General features: G+C 66.0%; 18 protein-coding genes. 5 read left to right on the top strand and 13 right to left on the bottom strand.

Annotation, left to right across the window (positions count from 1 at the left end; genetic code table 11):
- Window positions 1-336: 336 nt before the first annotated feature.
- From ACO07H_RS06805 to ACO07H_RS06795, 3 genes are all read left to right on the top strand, one after another.
- A complete protein-coding gene (locus tag ACO07H_RS06805) occupies window positions 337-1,029 on the top strand; it encodes a GNAT family N-acetyltransferase (protein ID WP_422012448.1) in 693 nt (230 codons plus the stop codon).
- A 150-nt stretch (window positions 1,030-1,179) separates the two neighbouring features.
- Entirely contained in the window at window positions 1,180-2,073 is an 894-nt protein-coding gene (locus ACO07H_RS06800) for a DUF2726 domain-containing protein (protein WP_422012446.1), read from the top strand.
- 23 nt (window positions 2,074-2,096) lie between these two features.
- Window positions 2,097-3,164, top strand: a complete 1,068-nt coding sequence (locus ACO07H_RS06795) for a serine/threonine protein kinase (protein ID WP_422012444.1) — start codon at window positions 2,097-2,099, stop codon at window positions 3,162-3,164.
- A gap of 49 nt (window positions 3,165-3,213) precedes the next feature.
- Here the strand turns inward: ACO07H_RS06795 and ACO07H_RS06790 are convergent, their stop codons facing one another.
- From ACO07H_RS06790 to ACO07H_RS06775, 4 genes are all read right to left on the bottom strand, one after another.
- Window positions 3,214-3,549, bottom strand: a complete 336-nt coding sequence (locus ACO07H_RS06790) for a hypothetical protein (RefSeq protein ID WP_422012442.1) — start codon at window positions 3,547-3,549, stop codon at window positions 3,214-3,216.
- A gap of 33 nt (window positions 3,550-3,582) precedes the next feature.
- The gene (gene kdsA, locus ACO07H_RS06785) at window positions 3,583-4,425 is read right to left on the bottom strand and encodes a 3-deoxy-8-phosphooctulonate synthase (RefSeq protein ID WP_422012440.1); all 843 of its coding nucleotides are present in this window, start codon (window positions 4,423-4,425) and stop codon (window positions 3,583-3,585) included.
- Window positions 4,426-4,531: 106 nt separating this feature from the next.
- A complete protein-coding gene (locus ACO07H_RS06780) occupies window positions 4,532-5,857 on the bottom strand; it encodes a UDP-glucose dehydrogenase family protein (RefSeq protein ID WP_422012438.1) in 1,326 nt (441 codons plus the stop codon).
- A gap of 63 nt (window positions 5,858-5,920) precedes the next feature.
- Window positions 5,921-6,928, bottom strand: a complete 1,008-nt coding sequence (locus ACO07H_RS06775; RefSeq protein WP_422012436.1) for an NAD-dependent epimerase — start codon at window positions 6,926-6,928, stop codon at window positions 5,921-5,923.
- Between the two features lie 260 nt (window positions 6,929-7,188).
- On the opposite strand from ACO07H_RS06775, the gene ACO07H_RS06770 reads away from it, so the two are divergent.
- Both ACO07H_RS06770 and ACO07H_RS06765 read left to right on the top strand, forming a co-directional pair.
- The gene (locus tag ACO07H_RS06770) at window positions 7,189-7,896 is read left to right on the top strand and encodes a WecB/TagA/CpsF family glycosyltransferase (protein ID WP_422012434.1); all 708 of its coding nucleotides are present in this window, start codon (window positions 7,189-7,191) and stop codon (window positions 7,894-7,896) included.
- A gap of 242 nt (window positions 7,897-8,138) precedes the next feature.
- Window positions 8,139-10,550 (top strand): heparinase II/III domain-containing protein, encoded by a 2,412-nt coding sequence (locus tag ACO07H_RS06765; protein ID WP_422012432.1) that lies wholly within the window; start codon window positions 8,139-8,141, stop codon window positions 10,548-10,550.
- Here the strand turns inward: ACO07H_RS06765 and ACO07H_RS06760 are convergent, their stop codons facing one another.
- The 9 genes from ACO07H_RS06760 to ACO07H_RS06720 all read right to left on the bottom strand — a co-directional run bounded on the left by ACO07H_RS06760 (window position 10,551) and on the right by ACO07H_RS06720 (window position 20,578).
- Window positions 10,551-11,702, bottom strand: a complete 1,152-nt coding sequence (locus ACO07H_RS06760) for a glycosyltransferase family 4 protein (RefSeq protein WP_422012430.1) — start codon at window positions 11,700-11,702, stop codon at window positions 10,551-10,553.
- Entirely contained in the window at window positions 11,699-12,301 is a 603-nt protein-coding gene (locus ACO07H_RS06755; protein WP_422012428.1) for a DapH/DapD/GlmU-related protein, read from the bottom strand. The genes ACO07H_RS06760 and ACO07H_RS06755 overlap by 4 nt, the downstream gene beginning before the upstream one ends.
- A gap of 57 nt (window positions 12,302-12,358) precedes the next feature.
- Window positions 12,359-12,847 carry an asparagine synthase-related protein gene (locus tag ACO07H_RS06750; protein ID WP_422012426.1) on the bottom strand — a complete coding sequence of 163 codons (489 nt, stop codon included), beginning with the start codon at window positions 12,845-12,847 and terminating at the stop codon, window positions 12,359-12,361.
- Window positions 12,748-14,250, bottom strand: coding sequence for an asparagine synthase (glutamine-hydrolyzing) (asnB, locus tag ACO07H_RS06745; protein ID WP_422012424.1), 1,503 nt, complete (start codon window positions 14,248-14,250; stop codon window positions 12,748-12,750). The genes ACO07H_RS06750 and asnB overlap by 100 nt, the downstream gene beginning before the upstream one ends.
- A 9-nt stretch (window positions 14,251-14,259) precedes the next feature.
- The gene (locus ACO07H_RS06740) at window positions 14,260-15,204 is read right to left on the bottom strand and encodes a glycosyltransferase family 2 protein (protein ID WP_422012422.1); all 945 of its coding nucleotides are present in this window, start codon (window positions 15,202-15,204) and stop codon (window positions 14,260-14,262) included.
- Entirely contained in the window at window positions 15,201-16,463 is a 1,263-nt protein-coding gene (locus tag ACO07H_RS06735) for a glycosyltransferase (RefSeq protein WP_422012420.1), read from the bottom strand. Before ACO07H_RS06735 ends, ACO07H_RS06740 begins: the two co-directional genes overlap by 4 nt.
- Window positions 16,464-16,474: 11 nt before the next feature.
- Window positions 16,475-17,221: a glycosyltransferase family 2 protein gene (locus ACO07H_RS06730; RefSeq protein ID WP_422012418.1), complete on the bottom strand. Its 747-nt coding sequence runs from the start codon at window positions 17,219-17,221 to the stop codon at window positions 16,475-16,477.
- Window positions 17,222-17,585: 364 nt separating this feature from the next.
- Window positions 17,586-19,058, bottom strand: a complete 1,473-nt coding sequence (locus ACO07H_RS06725) for an O-antigen ligase family protein (RefSeq protein ID WP_422012416.1) — start codon at window positions 19,056-19,058, stop codon at window positions 17,586-17,588.
- Window positions 19,055-20,578, bottom strand: a complete 1,524-nt coding sequence (locus ACO07H_RS06720; protein WP_422012414.1) for an oligosaccharide flippase family protein — start codon at window positions 20,576-20,578, stop codon at window positions 19,055-19,057. The genes ACO07H_RS06725 and ACO07H_RS06720 overlap by 4 nt, the downstream gene beginning before the upstream one ends.
- Between the last annotated feature and the right edge of the window lie 13 nt (window positions 20,579-20,591).

Raw genomic sequence — 20,591 nt, 5'->3', positions numbered from 1 at the left:
TGAAGGGCTGAAATCCGGTGCTGCCTCGGTGCTGTGTCTGTTGCACAGCCTCTCGGCGCCACCTGCCACGCATGCCTGCACGGCCCTTTCCCGCAGCCAATGACGGAAAAGCCGATGAGTGTAGCAGCACAGCCAGTGGTTCGAAAAGGCCCGGCGCGTTACGCTCACCCATCCGCCGGCCCACCAGGCCCAGACATGCCACGCAAGAAGTCCGACGCCCCTGACAAACCGCTCGCCGAGCCCGTGACGGACTGGGGCCAGGAGCTGGCTGCTTTCGGGCCTGATCCGAAGGGGCCCGCAACTGTGCCGCCCGTGGTTCAAGGCGAGTCCGCCGAGGTGAGTGACAGCACCGAAGGCCGGCTGGCCGGCGCCCGCTCTGCGCTGGAGCGTTTGTCGACCTGGGTGCCGATCCGCTCCCTGAGCCGGCGCCACCGCCACCGCGTCATCGACCACCTGCTCGCCCTCGAAGGGCAGGACCGCTACCTGCGCTTCGGTTACCCGGCATCAGACGAGCAGATCCGCAAGTACGCGCTGGGCATCGACTTCGGCCGCGACGAGGTGCTGGGCATCTTCAACCGCCGCCTGCACCTGATCGCGCTGGCCCACCTGGCCTACGGCCTGCCGCCGCAGGGCGAGCCGGCGCGCACGATGGCCGAGTTCGGCGTCTCGGTGCAGCCGCAGTCACGCGGGCGCGGCCTGGGCCGCCGGCTGTTCGATGCCGCCGCGCTGCACGCCCGCAACCGCGGCATCGACACGCTCTTCATCCACGCGCTCAGCGAAAACCGCCCGATGCTGCGCATCGCCACCGCTGCCGGCGCCCTCGTCGAGCGCGACGGCGGTGAATCCGCCGCCTGGCTGCGCTTGCCGCCCGACACCGTGGGCTCCCAGGTCGAGCAGGCCCTGAACCGGCACCTCGGCGAGCTGGATTTCCAGTTCAAACGCCAGGCCCAGGTGCTGAGCGGCTTCGTCGACAGCGTGGCCGAACTGAAAGCTCATTTCGAATCCTCGGGGCGCGCCGCCAAGGAATGAACGACCGGCCGAGCCCGTGGCCGCAGAAGCCACGCCACCCCTCAGCCCGGGGGAATCGGGACTAGCGAGTACTGTTTTTCAGGGACGCTGCGCTACATTGCCCCTCCATCGCGCCGAGGTATCGGCACGCCGCCGAACTCCTCGAGGGACATGCCGTACGCCATTTATTGGATCGCCGCCCTGGCTGTTTGCGTGCTGGGTCTGGCCATCAGCCTGATCTGGGCCTTGCGGCGGCCGGCGTACGCCAATAAAGGATTGCCGGCGGAGTGGTCGCTCACGGCACGGCCTGTGTTCACGGCCGACGAGCGGCGCGTCTTCCGCCTGTTGCGCGAGGCCCTCCCCCACCACGTCGTGCTCTCCAAGCTGCCGCTGGTGCGCTTTTGCCAGCCCACCGAGGCCAAGGAAGTGCGCTACTGGTTCGACCTGCTCGGCGCCTCGCATGTGACCTTCGCCGTCTGCAGCCCCAACGGCCGCGTGCTGGCCGCCATCGACCTGGAAGGCGAACGCGGCGTCACGCCCCGCATCCTGCAGATCAAGCAGGCCGTGCTGTCGGCCTGTCGCGTGCGCTACCTGCGCTGCGCGATGGACCAGTTGCCCAGCGTCGCCGAGCTGCAACTGCTCGTGCCCCAGAGCGGCGCCCTGCGAGGCCCACAGCCCGCACCGGCGCTGTCGTCCGCCAGCCTGCCCCGGCGCCGCAACAGCGGCCTGGGCGAAGAAGAGTTCGCTGGCGAATGGGGCCAGTTCTCGCAACCCCTGCCGCTGTGGCAGGACGCCAGCGTCTTCAACCAAGGTCATGGTCATGGCCACGACCACGGCGATGGCGAAGGTTTTGCCGAGCGCACTTCGCGCATGCCCCCGGCCATGGCGCCGCAGATGCCGCCGCGGCGCGGCATGCCGCCGGCGCGCAGCCTGGACACCGCGCGCTACAACCCGCGCAGCCTGCCGGTGCTGGATGACGCCGACGAGGACGCCATGCTGGACGACATCGTCGGTGTCGTCGTGGACGTGCCGCGCTACGCGACGCAGCGCCCGCGCCGCACCTGAGCCGCACCGGCGACACTCGCCGGATGCACCACGCGCCCCCTGACCTCAGCTTCGGCGACCTCACGCCGGAGTTCATGCTCGACGCCCTGGAGGCCGCCGGGCTGCGTGCCGACGGCCGCATGCTGCAGCTCAACTCCTTCGAGAACCGCGTGCTGCTGGCTCACCTGGAGGACCCGCACGACGGCTGCAACGTCGGCATCGCCAAGTTCTACCGCCCGGGGCGCTGGAGCGATGCGCAGATCCTGGAGGAGCACGGCTTCGCCGCCGAGCTGGCCGCCGCCGAGGTGCCCGTGGCCGCGCCGTGGACGCTGACGGGCGGCGCCACGCTGTGCCACCACCAGGGCCAGCGCCTGGCCGTCACGCCACGCCAGGGCGGTCGCGGGCCCGAGCTGGAAGACCCCGAGGTGCTGCGCTGGATCGGCCGGCTGCTCGCGCGCCTGCACGGCGTGGGGCGCGCCCGGCCGTTTGCCGAGCGACTCACCTGGGCCAGCGCTGCGCCGGCCCAGGCCGCGCGCGACTGGCTCATCGGCCACGACGCCATCCCGCCCGAGATCGCCCCCGGCTGGGACGACGCCGCGCGCCGCTGCATCGCCGCCATCCAGGCCGCCTTTGACAGCCTGCCCGACCTGCGCCTCACCCGGCTGCACGGCGACTGCCACCCCGGCAACATCCTCTGGACACCCGACCGCGGCCCGCACTTCGTGGACCTGGACGACGCCGTCATGGGCCCCGTCGTGCAGGACCTGTGGATGCTGCTGCCCGGCCCCATCCACGCCAGCGACGCCTCGCGCCTGCAGCTCAACGCGGTGTTGGACGGCTACGAACAGATCGCCGAGTTCGACGACCGCGAGCTGCGCCTCATCGAGCCGCTGCGCACGATGCGCATGATCCACCACAGCGCCTGGCTGGCGCGCCGCTGGGGCGACCCGGCCTTCCCGCTCGCGTTCCCGTGGTTCGGCACATCCAACTACTGGCTGGACCAGGTGGCCAAGCTGCGCGAGCAGCTGGAGGCGATGAAGCCCAAGGACGCGCCGCCGACCATGGCGCGCGACGAAGACATCGTGAACTTCGATGGCGACGGGTTCTCCTGACGCCAGCGCCTCATTCCCCAGTGCCTTGGTCAGGGTGGCGGGTTGCAGGTCAATAGCCGACACGATGCCCGCCGGCGTCGTTCAGCGCCAGCCACAGCGAACCGACCCTGAGCCCCTGGGCATCGTCCTCGATGTCGTACAGCAGATGCCAGGGCGTCTGCAGCCCCTGCGGCAGCAGTTGCTCGAACTCCCACTGCGCCCGCTGCCGGGCGCCCGCCTTGGGCCAGCGGCCGGCCTGCACGTTGTCCCGCGCGAAGGCGGCGGTGGACTCCCGGGCGAACTCCGCAAAATGGGCGGCGCCCATGGGCCGCAACGCGGTCTTCGGCTGGCCGGCCATGCCGAGTGGTGACGGCAGGATCGGTCCGGGGGCGTGATCGTGGGGCACGGCAGCCGATTCTGAGAGCCACCGGGCCATTCGCTAGTTCGTGTCCAGCGCCGGCAGGCGCTTCACGAGGTCATCCACCGCCTTGACCTGCTCCAGGAAGGGCCGCAGCTGCGACAGCCGCAGTGCGCTGGGGCCGTCGCAGCGCGCGTTGGCCGGGTCGGGGTGGCATTCCAGGAACAGGCCCGCGAGGCCCAGCGCCATGCCGGAGCGCGCCAGCTCCGTGACCTGGCCGCGCCGGCCGCCGGACGCGGCTGCACCGGACTCGCGCTGCTGCAGCGCATGCGTCACGTCGAAGATCACCGGCTTGTTGCCGCTGACCTGCTTCATCACGCCGAAGCCCAGCATGTCCACCACCAGGTTGTCATAGCCGAACTGCGCACCGCGGTCGCACAGCATCACGTGGTCGTTGCCGCTCTCGGCGAACTTCTCGACGATGTTCTTCATCTGCGGCGGGCTGACGAACTGCGGCTTCTTGATGTTGATGACGCGCCCGGTCCTGGCCAGCGCAGTGACCAGGTCCGTCTGTCGCGCCAGGAAGGCCGGCAACTGCAGCACGTCGCACACTGCGCCCACCGGTGCGGCCTGCCAGGGCTCGTGAACGTCGGTCAGCACCGGCACGTCGTTGTGCGCCTTCTTCACGGCCTCGAAGATCTTCAACCCGGCGTCCAGCCCCGGGCCGCGGTAGCTGTGGATGGAGCTGCGGTTGGCCTTGTCGAACGACGCCTTGAAGACATAGGGGATGCCCAGCTCGCGCGTCACGCGCACGTACTCGCCGCAGACGTCCACCGCGAATTGCTCGGACTCCAGCACGTTGACGCCGCCGAACAGCACGAAGGGGGCGGCGTTGTCGACGACGATCTCGTTGATCTTGACCACGGTTCTCACTCCAGAAACAAAACGGGCCGGTCGCTGCACGCGCCGGCCCTGGCCAGGGACTCGCGGAGGAATTGTGCCCCGGTCAGCGCCCTTTCGGCCCCGCCTGTCAGCCCCGCCCGATGCCGCGGTACTCGATGCCCAGCGTCTTCATCAGCTGGGGGTCGTAGAGGTTGCGGCCGTCGAACACGACCGGCTGCTTCAGGCCCGACTTGATCGCGTCGAAGTCCGGCGTGCGGAACTCCTTCCACTCGGTCACGATCAGCAGCGCGTCGGCGCCCTGCAGCGCGGCGTCGGCGCGGTCCACCAGCGTCACGTCGTCGCGGGGGCCGAGCACACGCGCCGTCTCGGGCATGGACACCGGGTCATAGGCCGCCAGCGTCGCGCCGCGCCGGGTCAGCTCGTCGATGACGACCAGCGACGGCGCCTCGCGCATGTCGTCCGTGTTCGGCTTGAAGGCCAGGCCCCAGATCGCGAAGCGGCGGCCCGTCAGGTCGGCGCCGAAGCGTGCCACGACCTTGTCCACCAGCACGCGCTTCTGGCGCTCGTTGGCAGCCTCCACGGCCGTCAGCACCTGCAGCGGGATGCCCTCGTCGGCCGCGGTCTTCACCAGCGCCTTGACGTCCTTGGGGAAGCACGAGCCGCCGTAGCCGGCACCGGCGTAAAGGAACTGGTAGCCGATGCGCGGGTCCGAGCCGATGCCGCGGCGCACCAGTTCGATGTCGGCGCCCACCTTCTCGGCCAGCAGCGCCAGCTCGTTCATGAAGCTGATGCGCGTGGCCAGCATCGCGTTGGCCGCGTACTTGGTGAACTCGGCGCTCTTCACGTCCATGACCAGCATGCGGTCCTGCGTGCGGTTGAACGGCGCATACAGCGCGCGCATCAGCAGCGTGGCCTGCTCGTCGTCGGAACCGACGATGACGCGGTCCGGCTTCATGAAGTCCTCGACCGCGGCGCCTTCCTTCAGGAACTCGGGGTTGGAGACGACGGCATAGGCCATGTCGCCCAGGCCGCGCTTGTCGAGCTCTTCCTTGATGGCGGCGCGCACCTTGTCGGCCGTGCCCACCGGCACCGTGCTCTTGTCGACGATGACTTTGTAGTCCGTCATGCGCTGGCCGATGGACCGCGCTGCGCTGACGACGTACTGCAGGTCGGCCGAGCCGTCCTCGTCGGGCGGCGTGCCCACGCCGATGAACAGCAGCGTGCCGTGCTGCACGGCCATGTCCACGTCGGTCGTGAACTGCAGGCGGCCCGCGGACACGTTGCGCCGCACCACCTCCAGCAGGCCGGGCTCGTGGATGGGAATCTGGCCGTCGTTCAGCACGCGGATCTTCTCCGGGTTCACGTCCAGGCAGACGACGTGGTTGCCCATCTCGGCCAGGCAAGCGCCCGTGACCAGACCGACATAACCGGTGCCGATGGCGGTGACTTTCATTCCATGTCCTCGTTCAGATTCGGTTCACGCCCTTGTAACGCAGGCGCATGACAAGGCTGTGGATCAGACCTTGTAGTAGTCGCGGTACCAAGCCACGAAACGGTTGATGCCTTCAGGAACGGGCATGGCGGGTCGGAAGTCCGTCCAGGCGGCCAGTTCCTCCACGTCCGCGTGCGTGGCCGGCACATCGCCGTCCTGCATGGGCATGAAATTCTTGATGGCCTCGCGGCCCACCGCCCGCTCGATGGCCTCGATGAAGCTCATCAGTTCGATGGGCGCGTGGTTGCCGATGTTGAACACGCGGTAGGGTGCACTCGAGCGGGCGGGGTCGGCCTTCGCGGCATCGTAGGCAGGGTCGGCCGTCGCGGTGCGGTCCAGCACGCGCACCACGCCTTCGGCGATATCGTCGATGTACGTGAAGTCGCGGATCATCTTGCCATGGTTGAACACGTTGATGGCGCGGCCTTCGATGATGGCCTTGGTGAACAGGAAAAGCGCCATGTCCGGCCGGCCCCAGGGCCCGTACACCGTGAAGAAGCGCAGGCCCGTCGTCGGCAACCCGAACAGGTGCGAGTACGTGTGCGCCATCAGCTCGTTGGCCTTCTTCGTCGCCGCGTAGAGGCTGATCGGGTGATCGACGCTGTGATGCTCCGAGAACGGCATCAGCGTGTTGCCGCCGTAGACGCTGGAACTGGACGCATAGGCCAGATGCTGCACGCCGCTGTGGCGGCAGCCTTCCAGGATGTTGGTGAAGCCGACGATGTTGCTGTCGATGTAGGCGTGCGGGTTCTCGATGGAGTAGCGCACGCCGGCCTGCGCGGCCAGGTGCACGACACGGTCGAAGCGCTGCTCGGCAAAGAGCCTGGCCATGCCGGCACGGTCGGCCACGTCCATCTGCACGAAGCTGAACCCAGGCTTGGGCGTCAGCCGCGCCAGCCGGTCGTGCTTGAGCTGGGGGCTGTAATAGTCGTTCAGGTTGTCCAGGCCCACCACCTGATCGCCTCGCGCCAGCAGGATCTGGCTGACATGCATGCCGATGAAGCCGGCTGCGCCGGTGACGAGAACTTTCACGCGATCTATCCTGGAGTTGGACAAGGGGCCCGAAGACCGGCCGCTATTCTGGCTCACCACGCTATGCGCCAAGTGCGACACGCGCCACCCAGGCTATGTTCCGAACCACCGTTGACCGCCACATCGTGAACTGAGTCGCAGCGCGCGGCCCGCCTAAAATTTTCCGAGTCCTCCCGAGTATTTCGTCCATGCCACTGCCCGTACCCTTAGCGCCGCTTTGCCGTTCCGAACTCTTTGGCGTCCGGGTTGATGTGGGGTCCATGAACTCGGCCGTGGCCGTGATCTGCGACCACGGCGCGCGCCGTCAGGGGGGCTTGGTGTGCGTAGCCAACGTCGACATGCTGACGCGCGCGAAGCGCACGCCCCGACTGGCCGAGCTGATGCACAAAGCAGTCGCAGTCGTCACTGACGGCATGCCACTGGTCTGGGCCTTGCGCAAGCTCCACGGCAGGCGCGACGCAGCCCGTGTCTATGGACCGGGGCTCGTACTCGCCGTCTGCGCGGCGGCCGCAGCCCGCGGGCAGAGCGTGTTCTTGTTCGGCGGCACGCCTGATGAGCTTTCGCTGATGCAGCAGGCATTGCTGCAGCGCTTCCCAGCGCTTCAGATTGCCGGAGCTCTCTCACCCCCATTGCTGCCGGCAGAGCCGCCTTTCGACGCGACGACGGTGGACCTGATCAACGCCTCCGGCGCATCCGTGGTCTTCGTTGGGTTGGGCTGCCCCAAGCAAGAGTTCTGGATGGACACCCATCAGCGCCAGTTGGAGCCCGTTTCCATCGGCGTTGGGCTGGCGTTCGCGCTGATCGCCGGCACAAAGTCGCAGGCGCCGCGCTGGATGCGGGACCACGGCCTGGAATGGTTATATCGACTCTGCCAAGAGCCGGGCCGCCTCTGGAAGCGCTACTTGGTAGGCAACACTCTATTCATCGGCTATGCGCTGAAGGACTGGCTCCACCTGGGTAAACGCTAGCTCTGTGGCGTCGTTGGGGCATTTAGTTACTTCGCTGACTGCCAGAAAGCACCTCATACCGATGGTTACAGGTGGCTGACGGAAAAGACTGCGCTTTTCCTGGCGGGTCGTGCTTCTTTCGCCATTCCGCTGGCTTGCGGCGAGCGCGGCTTGCAGACGCCGCGCAGAATTTCGGCCAAGGGATGCGACCGATGTCCCGGCACCGATCTCCGTTCCCCGCCTTCATCCCAGCAGTAGCCAACATGCCCATCGCCCACCCCCCCCTGCCATCCAGCGCCGCACTCCGCCACCTCTCGTGCTTGATGATCGCGACCGCCACGCTGGCGGCCTGCGGAGGCGGCTCTGGCGGCTCCGAATCGAAGCCTCAATCCACCGCCCTGGATGCGGCCACTGCGGCAACCGCCAGCATCGCCGGCGCGGCGAGCGCGGTCGAGGCGTCGGCTTCTGTGCCTGCCGATGGTGCGGCCTCTGCGGCCACGGTGAAGGCTGCCGCAGCCATCACCGCCAGCGAGAGTCCGGTCATACACGCGAAGGCACCTGCGGGCACCACCGGCGCAGCCGGCAACAGCACGGCAGTCGGTGTCAGCGCCACAAACACCCCAACCGCTACGACGACGATCTTCACGACCGGCGTGATGGCCACCGCAACTGGCTCGGGCACGTCAACCCCCGCCACTGCAGCCGCTCCAACGACACCGATCAGTACCAAGTCTGAAACCACAACCGCCACGTCGCCATCCAACAGCACCAACGCCAGCCAGCAGGCTGCGCTTACTGCCAGTCTGGCCACCACGCAGGTGGAAAACCTGCTGCACACGAGCGGCCTGCTGCTGCCCGCACGCACCGCCACCGAAAGCTGGAGTGGCGCACGCACCATCATCGCGAACAGCACCGGCTGGACTGCCTGGCTCAACCAAAAGCGCGCGGCCGTCGACAAGTGGTTCGGCAAGACGCGTGATCGCGCGGAGCTTCTCGCCGGCTACCCGAACGACTACGTCGATCTCAGCACCGGTGCAACTCTACCGTGGAGCGACGACAGCGTCGAACCCGCCGCCGGCACCACCGACCGCGAGAAGGCGTTCAAAGCCGCGTGGGTGGCGATCCAGCGTCAGGTCAACATCGACTACGCGCTGGATGCAGCGCGCCTCTACCAGGTCACCGGCGACACCAAGCTGGCGGAACAGGCAGCCAATCAACTCGACTTCTACGCCGACAACTACAGCAAATGGCCGCTGCGCACCGCGATCGGCAACTCGCGCATGTTCGGCCAGACACTTGAGGAAGCCACCACCGTGCTGCAGATGCTTCAGACTGCACGCGCGCTAGCCCCTTACGCGAGTGCGGCCCGCAAGGCCAAATGGCGAGATGGCCTCTTCTTCCCAATCGCGACCAACCTGCAGGCCTACTCCTGGGGCACGCTGAACAACATCAACCTCTGGTGTGCCGTCGCCACCGCCGCCATCGGCATGGAACACAACAATGCCAGTTGGACCGACGCTGGACTCACAGGCCCACGCAGTGTGGCTGCCGTCATGGCACAGGGCGTCACCAAGGACGGTGTGTGGTACGAAGGCTCATTCGCGTACAACAACTATGTGCTGCTCGCGATGGCTAGGCTGTTCGATCTCGCAGCAGGCGCCGGCCGCGCAGACGTCGTCATCAAATACACCTCAGATGTGGAGCGACTGCTGCTGGCACCCGTGCTCTATCGCTTCGACGACGGTACGCTGCCCAGCCCCAACGACTCTCGCTCGGCAGTGGCGCCGGTTGACAAGCCAACCCATGGTGCGCTGTACCGGCATGTGCCCACCAGCTACGGCATGCAGTACGCCTACGGCATCCGCAGTTGGGCGAGCCTGTCGGACCCACCCTCCGCTCCCACCAGCGAACCCAAGCTCCCCGCGCCACAAACCATCTACTCACCCGATACGGGCTTCGCCTCCCTGCGCCGCGGCAATTGGCAGGTGTTCATTCATTACGGCCAGAAGACCCAGGCTCACGCCCAGGCCGAAGCGCTCGGCTATGAACTGGCCGACGGCACAACCAACATCAGCCGGGATGCCGGCACGTCGAACTCCTACGGTTCGCCGCAACACCTGGAGTATTTCTCCCAGGGCCTGGGCAACAACGTGCCACTGGTGGATGGTCAGGGTGCTGACGGCTACACGCTGGGTGAGGTCAAGGCCTTCGATCCGACGACAGGGTTCCTGGACGTGCTCCAGGCCAGCTACCGCACGGACGCCAGCGCACGCCGCAGCTTCAAGCTCGATGCCAGCGGCTTCAGCGAAACCTCGCGCATCACCTTGACCAAGGCCGGGGCGACGCCACGTCGGCTCGGCGTGGTCTTCAACACCACCTGCAGCATCCAGGTCACCGACCCGCGCGCAGGCACCGCCAGCGCCACCACGGCGCCCACCGGTGCACCCGGGTTCAAGTACTGGACCGGCATCACGCGTCAGACAGCCCAGGCGACCTGGGCGGCCAAGCTCAACTGCGGTGGCAAGGCCTACGAGCTGACCGTCGTCGGCCCGGCGGGCCATGCGGTGTACCGGGCCAACGCGCCGAGCACGCCGCTGCCCAGCACGCGCAACACGCTATACCTGGAAACCAACGGCACGGACGCCACGTTCAGCACGAGCATCCGGGCCCTCTAATCAACGCAGGCGAGGGGCCGCCACGCAGGCGGCCAGCCCATTGGCGAATCGCTCCATCATCGCGTCCAGCGTGTAGCTGCGCGCGGCCTCCCGTGCGTGTGCGGCGAGCGATTCCCGCTTGGCCGTGTCCACCACGAGCCGCTCCACCGCCTCGGCAAAGCTGCGCGCGTTGCCGTCCGTCACAACACCGTTCACGCCGTCTTCGAGGTAAACCACCTCTGGACTGTGCTTGGCATCGCGCGTCGTGATCATGGGCGCACCGGCCACAAAACTGTCAAGGATATGCAGGCCCACGAGCCCCGGGTTCAGGAACAGCTGCGACGCACGGAACCAGGCCGCCTTCTCGCGACCGCGACGCATGCCCGCCCAGTGGAACCACGGCTTGTCCATGATCCGCTGCAGGTCCGGCCGGCTGGGGCCGTCGCCGATGATGACGAGCCGGAAATCCGGGTGGCGGGCCACAACCTGCTCGCAGGCGTCGATCATGATGTCCAGCCGCTTGTCGGGATAGAGCGACCCGCAGTACAGGCCCACGCAAGCGCCGTCACGGGCGCCGATGGAAGCCCGCAGCGCCTGCACTTCGGCATCGGGGACGGAGGCGAGGTCGGCCTCGAAGCCCCGGTTGTCGATGGCATTGTTCAAGACCGTGATGCGTTCGTCGGGGAAGCCCGCATCGCGAACGATGTCGGCCGTCATGTCGGTGTAGGCGAACCACCAATCCACCGACGTCAGCATGCGCTGCTTCCAGCGCTCGCGCAGGCCCGAAGGCGCCTCGCTCTGGAAGTTGCGACCATGGCCCCAATAGGCCACACGCGCCTGGCGCGGCCCCCAGCCGAACAGGTACGGGTAGTTCGACAGCAGGCGGCTTTCCTGCATGAGCACGATCGCGTCAGCCTGCTGGACCAGGTGAGAAAACGGCTGCCACAGCAGGTCCCGGCCCTTGACGTTCCAGCAGCGGTTGTCCACCTTCGTGGCCCAGGGTAGCTGGCCCGTGTCCTTGCGCACCGCCTCGCTCGGCGTGGCATCACCATGGATCAGCGACAGCTCGATGTCGCGCGCATCGCAAGCTGCGCGCAGTTGCTCGAACAGCCCCAACCGGTAGTGCAGGAGGCGGTGCTGAAGGATGGCCACCTGGCGCTTCTTGACTGTCATTCATCCACTCCGGGCTCGATCACCCAATGTTCATACCCGCGCTCGGAGAATTCGAAACGCCCTTTGCCCAGTATCCGTTCGTGGCGTGCGCGATCGTGGGGATCGACATGCCGCCGGGAAACGGTTTTGGCGGGGGATCCGGCCACGATGGCGTAGGGCTCGACATCCCGCGTGACGACCGCGCCCGCTGCGACGATCGCCCCGCGGCCGATACGCACGCCAGACAGCACGATGGCCCCGAACCCGATCCAGACATCGTCTTCCACGACGACACCTTCGGCCTTGACCGATTCGGGCGCATCGACTGCGCCGACCCAGGGGCCAAAACGCATCGGCACACCGAGCCGGTCAACACCGTGATCATGCCTGCCCACGAAGGCCACCCGGCTGGCAATCAGGGCGTAATCACCAATGCTTGCATTGGTTTCGATCACGACCTCCTTGCCGATGTAGCACTGGCGGCCGATGCTGATGCCGAGCGCCGCCCAGAACCGGCATCCCTTGCCGATGTGCAGCCCATCTCCGACGCTGCGGATGCTGGGATGCCGCCACACCCGCCAGCGCGTGGCGAGGTGACGCAGACCCGACTTCAGCGCCAACACAGCAAGCAGGCCTGACGCCGCTGCGCAAACCCGTGATGACCCTTGCGATGGGCCTCAAGCGTTGGTGACACCGAACTCCTCCAGCCAAAGCGCGGCCATGATAAAGCGCCAGGAAGGGAAGCCGCGCAATGCCGCTTGGGGGTCGGTGAGCTTGGCTGCCAGCGGCCCGGCACGCCAGAGCGTGCGCTCCTTGAAGGACGGGGAGTCGACAAGGCGCCGAACGAACCCCTGCAGTGCGTCGCCCCGCATCCAGTCGGCGAACGGCGTGGCAAACCCCAGTTTGACCTTGGCGTCGATGATCTGCGCTGGCACCCTGCCGCGGAAAGCGTTGCGCAGGATCTTCTTGGTGATGCCGCCTGAAAACTTGTCCTCATCGGGCAACGAGAACGCAAATTCCATCAACCGGTAGTCGACGAACGGCGAGCGAATTTCGATGCCCTGGCTCATCGACGACTGATCCTCGTAGTGCAGGATCTGGTTGAAGCCGTAGTCGTGCAACTGACCGCGCAGGTGGCTGTCCAGGTTGCGCCCGCCACCAACCATGGGCAGGTCCGGCAGGTGGTCGGCATGGCACGACGGAACTCAGGCGCCAGCATGCCAGCCGAGCCCTCCACCAGCCGTGCACGCAGCTGGGAAGCTAGGCGCCTGCCCATCATGGCCTTGGCCGTCTGCGACACCAGCCCGCCCCAGCCGAAGGGCATGTTCTGCCGCATCGCCCGCGCCTCGGCCCAGGCGGCGCCGGGGTTGGACTGCAACATGTCGAGCAGGCGGTAACCGCGGATGTAGAAGCCATAGCCCGCCAGCGCCTCGTCTGCGCCCTGCCCGTTGATGACCACCTTGATGCCCTGCGCGCGAACCGCCTGCATCAGCTTGCAGTGCGCGTAAGACGCCGCGCTGCCCATGGGCTCCTGCATGGCCCGCACATAACTGCGGAAGTCCTGCGCCAGGGCCTCGCCATCCGGCGTCAGCTCGACAGACCGGATGTGCGGGCAGGTCGCCATCAAGGCCCGCACAGGGGCCGATTCGTCGTAGGCATGCCCGGGGTGCGTTGCGGTGAACGCGGTCACCGTGTCGACCTTGCCCAGGTGGCCCGCGTCGATCTCGTCGTTGACGATGGTGCAGATGACCGAGGAATCGATGCCGCCGCTCTGCAGCAGCGCCACCGGCACGTCACTGCGAAAGCGCAACCTCACGGCATCGCGCAGCAGTTCGGCCAGAGCCTCGGCACGCTCGGCTGCAGGCGGCAACGCCACGCGCGATTCATCAAGGCTCCAGTAGCGCGCGATCCGGGTCTGCGCACCATCCAGGCGCCACACCAGGTTGTGCCCTGGCCGCAGTTCGCGCACGCCGCTGAGCATGGTCTCGCCGTCGTTGGTGCGGTAACCGTAGGCCAGGTAATCGTGCAGTTTGGCGGCGTTGGCCTCGTTGAGCGGCCGCACCGCGCGCAGGCCTGCGATCTCGCTGCTGAAACACAGCTCCTGCGACGTCTCGATATAGAAGAACGGCTTGACGCCCAGGCGGTCTCGGCTCGCGAAGAGCTTGCGCTCACGGTCGTCCCACAGCGCAAACGCCCACATGCCGTTGAAGCGCTGCACGCATTCCTCGCCCCAAACTCGGTAGGCGTGCAGGATGACCTCGGTGTCACTGTGCGAGCGGAACTCGCAGCCCAGCGCCGTCAGCTCCCGGGTGAGTTCGACATAGTTGTAGATCTCGCCGTTGAAAACCAGCGTCAGCCCGCCATCAGCGCTGAGCATGGGCTGCGCGCCCGCATTCGTCAGGTCAATGATCGAGAGCCGCCGGTGGCCGAGTGCCACTCCTGGGCGCTCGTGCACGCCTGCGCCGTCAGGCCCCCGATGAGCAATGGCGGCGTTCATCGCCTCCACCCGCGCTCGCAATTCCCCAGGCCCGACCGACTTGCGGGTCAGGCTCCCATTGATGCCGCACATGTGTTGTCCTCATGAGTCCCCGGGCGTCGATGAGCCCGCTCCGTACTCATCACTGACGGGCGCCCAGGCGGCCTGGATCTTGCCCAGCCCGCCTTGCAGTTTGCCTTCGTAACGAAGCTTTGCTGGATGTTTCAGCCATCCGGACACCCAGGTGAGGGGCGCGAATGCGACAACAACGGCCAACCCGCGCAGGGCGAGCGTGAGAAAGGCGAAGGTTCCGTGGCGGTTGGCATGCAACCTTGCGTAGTTGAGGCCTGCCACATAGGCGCGCTGGTTCAGGTAGGCGACCGTCATCCGGTGCGGCGGCACGCCCTCCAGCACGATGGCTTCATCGCACCATACGAACCGCGCGCCACGGTCCAGGCAGCGCCAGAAGAAGTCACTGTCCTCCGACCCGGACTGGGCGAAGGCCGGATCGAAGCCGCCTGCGTCAAAGAACAGCTGGCGTCGAAAGAGCACGTTACCCGTGGCGCACTGGGGCCATCCCAGCGTCGCGCCGGTGGCGAACCGCGGACGGTCGTAGAGACGGCTCTGCACGAGCCAGTCAGGAGGTGGCTCGTCGAAGCGTGCCAGCACGGGGCCGAACACGCCGTCAGCACCTAGCTTCTGCTGCGTCGTCCAGAGCGCCGTCAACCAGACGGGCTCTGGCCATTCGTCGTCATCAATGAAGGCAATCCAGTCGCCGCGCGCGTCTTGGGCACAACGGCTGCGGGCATGACCCACACCCGACCTCGGCTCGACCCCATAGCGCGCGGGCCAAGGCCAGTCGCCTGCGCACGCCTCGAAGGTCTGCCTCGCGGAGCCCGCGTCGTCGTTGTCCACCACCAACAGCTCGACTTCAACGCCGGCGGGGACCGCGATGTGCCGCAATGCAGCCATCAACCGCGCAAGGCCCGCCGGCCGGCGGTAGGTGCAAACGCAGATGCTGATGAGCGGTCGCGCTGTCGCCGTCATCTCTCCGGCACTCCGAGCAACCCGTCCGCGGCGCGGGGCACACCCAAGACTCGCTGGATCTCAGCCTGGATATGCGCGATCTGGCGCTCCCAGGACAATTCCTCCGCCCGCGCAAGAGCGCCGAGGTGCAGGCTATGCCACTGCTCGGGCGAGGCGACGATGCGCTGGATGGCATCGGCCAAGCGAGTGACGATGACCTCTTCGTCCGCTGCATCCCTTGCCGGCACAACGACACCGCAACGATCGTTGACGAAAGAAGGGGGCCCGCCCAGTTTCAGGCAAACGACAGGCAAGCCGGCCGACAAAGCCTCCGGAACGACATTGCCTCCCGAGTCTCTCAAGCTCGGGAAAACGAAGACATGGGCCGCCGCATAGCGCTCGAAAAGCTGCTGCTGGGGCAGAAACTCCACGAAGGCCACATGCTCTTTGATCTCACGTTCGTGCGCCAACGCTCGCAGCGGCGCCTGCATCGGCCCGCTGCCGACCACTGTCAAGCGCGCGTCCATCCCCCGCTCACGCAGCAATGCCAGTGACCGTACGGCGAAATGCACGCCCTTGAGTCCCAGCAGGCGCCCCGCGAACAACAGTTCGATCGGTTGCCCAGGCTCCAGGCCTTTGGCGACAGGCAGGCGGCCATGCGGCGCACCGATTTCCTGCGCCAGGATCGTGCGCGCCTGCACCGCGCGCGGCAGCATCGCGCGCGTTTCTTCCGTGCGGGCAAACACGAGGTCGGTCCTCGACAGCGCCCAACGCCACAACGGGTTGGCCGTGGAGAGCCGGTTCACAAACGCCCGGGCCAATTCGCGCGCCTTTTCGCCCGCAGGCAGACTTCGTTTGAGGCGCCAGGGTGCGTCCTCTCCGCCGCCTACCGGACCGAACACGAAGGGCGGCCCAACGAAGCCCAGCCACGAGGCCTGACGGAACACGCCGTAAGAGATGTGGTGGCAGAGGTCGAAAGGATGCTGACGGTGCAAGCCGCGCGCGTAGAACGCCAAGCCAAGTTGCCATTGGCCGAACACGAACTGCGATGTCTTGCTGGTGACGCGCAGTCGGCGTATCCACCAGGGTCGGTAGTAGAGCACCGTCAGGCGCGGCGCCTTGAGTTGCGCTACCCGCTCGCCGATGCGCCGCAGGTTGTGTCCGTCGGTCACCACCACCACGTCGTGTGACTTCGCCAACTCATTGGCCCAGCGCCATGCACCGCCCGATTCGCTCCCTTCCTCGGGGCCAAACCCAAACGCCGACATCAAGATACGCATGCAGTGCCGCCTCAGTCCTGCGCCATCTGAGCCAGCAATCGCCGCCGGCGGACGTGGTAGCGAGCCGCATGCATCAACTGCTCGCGCCATGAGCGGCCGGCGAAGCTCAAGCGCACGGCGTGATCCTCCTCGAAGGACGCAAGACGGTTCTTCACCGTCGTGCTGCCTGGGTGGATACGGAAGACGGCCAACGCCTCCTTCAGCGCCAGCGGCGGCGCACGGCGACCAAGGCGCAGGAAGAATTCGTAGTCCATCGCGTACTTCAGATCGCTTCTAAAGCCCCCGAGCTCCCTGAAAAGGGCGGTGCCGACGAAGCTGGCCGGGTGCGGTATGAAATTGCCGTTGATGAGGCGCTGGAAGCTGTAGTCCGGCACGATGAAGGGCTCAGGCATCAGCGCGCCACCCTGATCAAACAAGATACGCCCGAAAAGCCACTGGGCCTCGCTCTGCGCAAAATGATCGGTGACACGCTGCAGCACATGGTCGTGCAGAAAGTAATCGTCAGAATGCAGATGACACAGATGGTCGCCGCGGGCCAGTTCTGCACCGGCGTTCATTGCTCGTGCGATACCTCCGCCCACGTCTTCCAGAATGCGCGGCGCGTGAGGCAGGCTGCGGATGTAGTCGAGCGTTCCATCGGTCGAACCGCCGTCGACAAAGATATGCTCAAACTGCGCATGCTGCTGCGCCAGAACCGACGCTACGGTCTGTGGCAGCGTGGACATGCTGTTCCAGGTGCAGGTGATGACAGAGATCAATTGTCTTTCGCTCGGATACGACGATTAAATCAGGCGATGGCACAAGGCCATTGGGTGGCCGGCGCGCCTAAGGTTTGCTGGGCGGGGGCGGGACCATGGCGAGCGCGCCAAACGTCCGCCCCAAAAACGGCCAAAGACCGCGGATGCGCATCGGGATCTGCCAGGTAGCCATTCCGACCCAGGCTTCATTCACCGCGCCCATGCATTGGATTCCAGCGCGCTGGGCATCGAATGCCCCAACAGCGCCCAGTTGCTGCGGCGCCAGACACACCGCTGGCCGCCGGCTCGCACGAAGTGCGCAAGGCTGGCCACGGCGAGCGCGCGCCGGCCCTGGAACTGAGTAGGCCTAAGCACCAAGCGCGCGTCAATGGCTGTTCCGCCGGGATTGCCCGTTCAAGAAGATCGCCAGCAATGCCGTGATGGCGGCCAAAGCGGACGACGTTGAGAAGTCAGGCGATGTCAGCGCGCTCACGAAAAGGAGGATCACCGTGGAAAACACCGCCGTCTGCTCAAGGGGCGCCGTGGTTTGTTGCTCTCGCCGCCCTCGCCAGAAGTACCGCCAAAGTGTCACAAAGAGCATGACTGGAAACACCAGTCCGAATACGCCCTGCTTCAGCCAAAGGCTGAGGTAGCCGTTGTGGATGAAAGCGTCTTCTATATCGAAGCTGCCTGCCGTCGAGAGCTGTCGATACGCCCGCTTGTATTCGCCACCCATGCCGATACCGGTGACGGGGTTGCGTCGGAGGGCCTCCAAGGCCTGCTGGTTCTCGTCGAAGCGGAACCCCAGGGACGAACCCCGCCGCCCTTCGTCCTTGAGGCTCACCACCCGCTCAACAATCGCATCGCCGGTACGTGGCTTGGCCAGGAACAAGCCCGCGATGCCGACGCAGACGAAGGTGATCAACACGACGAATGGCAAAAGGGTTGAATTCCGGGTGCGCGGCTTGAGGAGCAGCAGCGCGAACGCGCCAATGGCAAACCCTGCCCAAACTGCACGGTTGAAGCTTGCAACGATACCGCCGATCGCAATGAGGCAGCCGAACAAGGCTGTCCAGCGCCAGCGTTCTCCATCGCAGGCGTGCAGGAACAAGCGGTAGGCGGCGTAGCTGAGGAAGAAGAGCCCGCCACCGATGGCGCTGCGAGTCACATCCGTGAAGTCTTTGGACAGGTATTCCGCACCGCGAAAACCAAAAATGAGCTGCACACCCAAACCGAGCTGCAGGATCATCAATGTGGCGGCCAGCAACGCAATGCCGATGACAACGCGTTGCAGACGCCCGGGATGCGCGACGGTGAACCACAGGCCGATAGGTAGTGCCAGCCAGCCGACATATTGCCGGGCATCGGCCAAGGCGAGTGTGTTGTTCGCCAGCAGCTTACCTTTGAAGAAACCAAGTGCCAGGCCACAAGCCAGCACGATGAGCACCCAGCGTATCGGCTTCACCAGGTTCATCAGATCAATGTGACCAAGCAACACGCGAGCCATCACCGTGATGAAGCTGAAGATCAGCACCAGCTCGGCTGGGCGCAGGGTTGCCCCACCCAACGGCAGAGCTGCCATGACGAACTCCGGCATGACACCGAACAGCAAGAGCAAGGCTGCAACGAACGGCACCGTGGGGGCCACGGTACCAACGAGGAACAGCACCGGCAGGCCGAACAAGCCAACCAGGTATTGCCATGGGAGGACAGCCGAGGCAAGACCGAAGAAAGCTGCGAGGAACAGGCCGATAAAAGTAACAAAAGCCTTCGCACCAGCGCCAGAATGCCTTGGTACGTTGTGCAAGGCAGGCAAGGCGGCCGGTGCAGTTCGCCAGAGAGGGAGGGACAGCTTCATTTGTTTTTTCGCTCCAAGCGACGACGCAGCTTCAACCAGACTTCATGGGACCACGCGCAGGTGACGGTCGGCACCAGCACGCGACGCGCGGCAGCTAGGCAGCAAAGCACTGAGAGCAAACCCGCAATAGTCCCTGCAAGCCCCGCAGCGATGGGACCGACTTCCATTACCTCCAGCCCAGTGATGCAGGCACGAGACACGACGACCTGCGCCAGCACGAGTGACAAAGGCACGCCCACGATACGCCAGAGCTGACCCACGCCTTCCCCCACGAGCCGCAGCCCGAGCCAGGCCATCAATAGAGCGCGCAACAGGTAGACCACCGCCACACCCCAAGCAGCCCACAACACGGAACGCTCAACGAGCCACCACACGGCGATGGCGAGCAGCGCCACGGTCGCCAGTTGGCTTACAGCAGACGAAGCGCCCCGCCCGGTCGAGGTGAGCATCGCCCCCGAGGCTGCACTAAGCCCGAAGGCCACGGCCGCCATGCAAAACGGGGGCAGGTAAGGGGCTGCGTCCAGCCAGCGAGCCCCGTAAAGCAAGCCAACCCAGAGTTCTGGAGCCGCCGCGAACACTGCATAGAGCAGGCCGAACAATAGCGTAGTGATGTTCAGATAGACGAGCGTGCCCTGCCGCCTCTCTTCGCTGCCAGACTGAGCTGCAACCGAAAATGCTACGGTGTTCAGCGACGATGAGAGCTGGTTGACCGGCGTCGACATCAGGTTGAGCATGGTGTTGTAGTAGCCGATTTCCATCGGCGCCGCATGGCGCGCAACAAGCAGGCGGTCGATGCTGGTCGACACCCAGTTGGCGACATTGCCGATGCTGATTTCGCCCCCATAACGCATGAAGCTTCTCCACCCCTCAAAGCGAAACGATGCAACGAGCGAATGGCGAGCCCAGATGTACTGCAGCACCGAGCTGATGAAAGCCTGGGATAGCCAAGCAAAAACCAGTACGTGGTGGGTGTGCATGCCCGCGAACGCCAACGGCACGGCAATCAGGGCGTACCCCGCCACGTAGCCGGCGAGCTGCGCCAACTGAATCTCGCGGTAGCGCAGACCACGCCGAAGCAGCGACAGGGACACGCCCCCCCAACCTGTGATGAAAATGCCAGCCGCGACCATTGCCATGCTCCAGCCGAGACCCGAGACCGCTGGGAACGCACGTTCAAATAGCGGCAGGGTGCCGAGGCTGAGCAGCGCAATGCCGCTTGCGCCCGCCCATTGGACGGCACAGGCAAACCGCAACATGTTGTCATCGAGGGCCGGGGCCTGAATGATGGGCGCACTGACCAGGTCGGACGCCAGCACGCTAACGCCAATGACAAGCATCAGCGCCGCAAAGACGCCGAACTCTTCCGGACCGAGCAGTCGTGCAAGTACCGCCTGCGCACCAATCTGCACGCCCATGCGCGCGAAACTGCCACCATAACCCCAGGCCACCGCACGCACAGCACGGCTTCGCAGCGCGCTGGGCTCATGTTCGCTCATGGTGGAGACGACCGCCGACGTCACGGTGCATCGCCGA

Origin of the sequence: Roseateles sp., assembly GCF_965229315.1 — a bacterium.
Classification (GTDB): Bacteria; Pseudomonadota; Gammaproteobacteria; order Burkholderiales; family Burkholderiaceae_C; genus Pelomonas.
The sequence above is the reverse complement of the archived record's forward strand: the minus strand, read 5'-3'. Positions and strand labels throughout refer to the sequence as shown.

What these genes read in the sequence shown, in the direction of transcription:
- ACO07H_RS06800 (WP_422012446.1), top strand. Translation starts at nt 1,180, where the DNA reads ATGCCGTACGCCATTTATTGGATCGCCGCCCTGGCTGTTTGCGTGCTG.
- ACO07H_RS06780 (WP_422012438.1), bottom strand. Translation starts at nt 5,857, where the DNA reads ATGAAAGTCACCGCCATCGGCACCGGTTATGTCGGTCTGGTCACGGGC.
- ACO07H_RS06725 (WP_422012416.1), bottom strand. Translation starts at nt 19,058, where the DNA reads ATGAAGCTGTCCCTCCCTCTCTGGCGAACTGCACCGGCCGCCTTGCCT.
- ACO07H_RS06770 (WP_422012434.1), top strand. Translation starts at nt 7,189, where the DNA reads ATGAACTCGGCCGTGGCCGTGATCTGCGACCACGGCGCGCGCCGTCAG.
- ACO07H_RS06760 (WP_422012430.1), bottom strand. Translation starts at nt 11,702, where the DNA reads ATGACAGTCAAGAAGCGCCAGGTGGCCATCCTTCAGCACCGCCTCCTG.
- ACO07H_RS06750 (WP_422012426.1), bottom strand. Translation starts at nt 12,847, where the DNA reads ATGGTTGGTGGCGGGCGCAACCTGGACAGCCACCTGCGCGGTCAGTTG.
- asnB (WP_422012424.1), bottom strand. Translation starts at nt 14,250, where the DNA reads ATGTGCGGCATCAATGGGAGCCTGACCCGCAAGTCGGTCGGGCCTGGG.
- ACO07H_RS06795 (WP_422012444.1), top strand. Translation starts at nt 2,097, where the DNA reads ATGCACCACGCGCCCCCTGACCTCAGCTTCGGCGACCTCACGCCGGAG.
- ACO07H_RS06735 (WP_422012420.1), bottom strand. Translation starts at nt 16,463, where the DNA reads ATGCGTATCTTGATGTCGGCGTTTGGGTTTGGCCCCGAGGAAGGGAGC.
- ACO07H_RS06765 (WP_422012432.1), top strand. Translation starts at nt 8,139, where the DNA reads ATGCCCATCGCCCACCCCCCCCTGCCATCCAGCGCCGCACTCCGCCAC.
- ACO07H_RS06740 (WP_422012422.1), bottom strand. Translation starts at nt 15,204, where the DNA reads ATGACGGCGACAGCGCGACCGCTCATCAGCATCTGCGTTTGCACCTAC.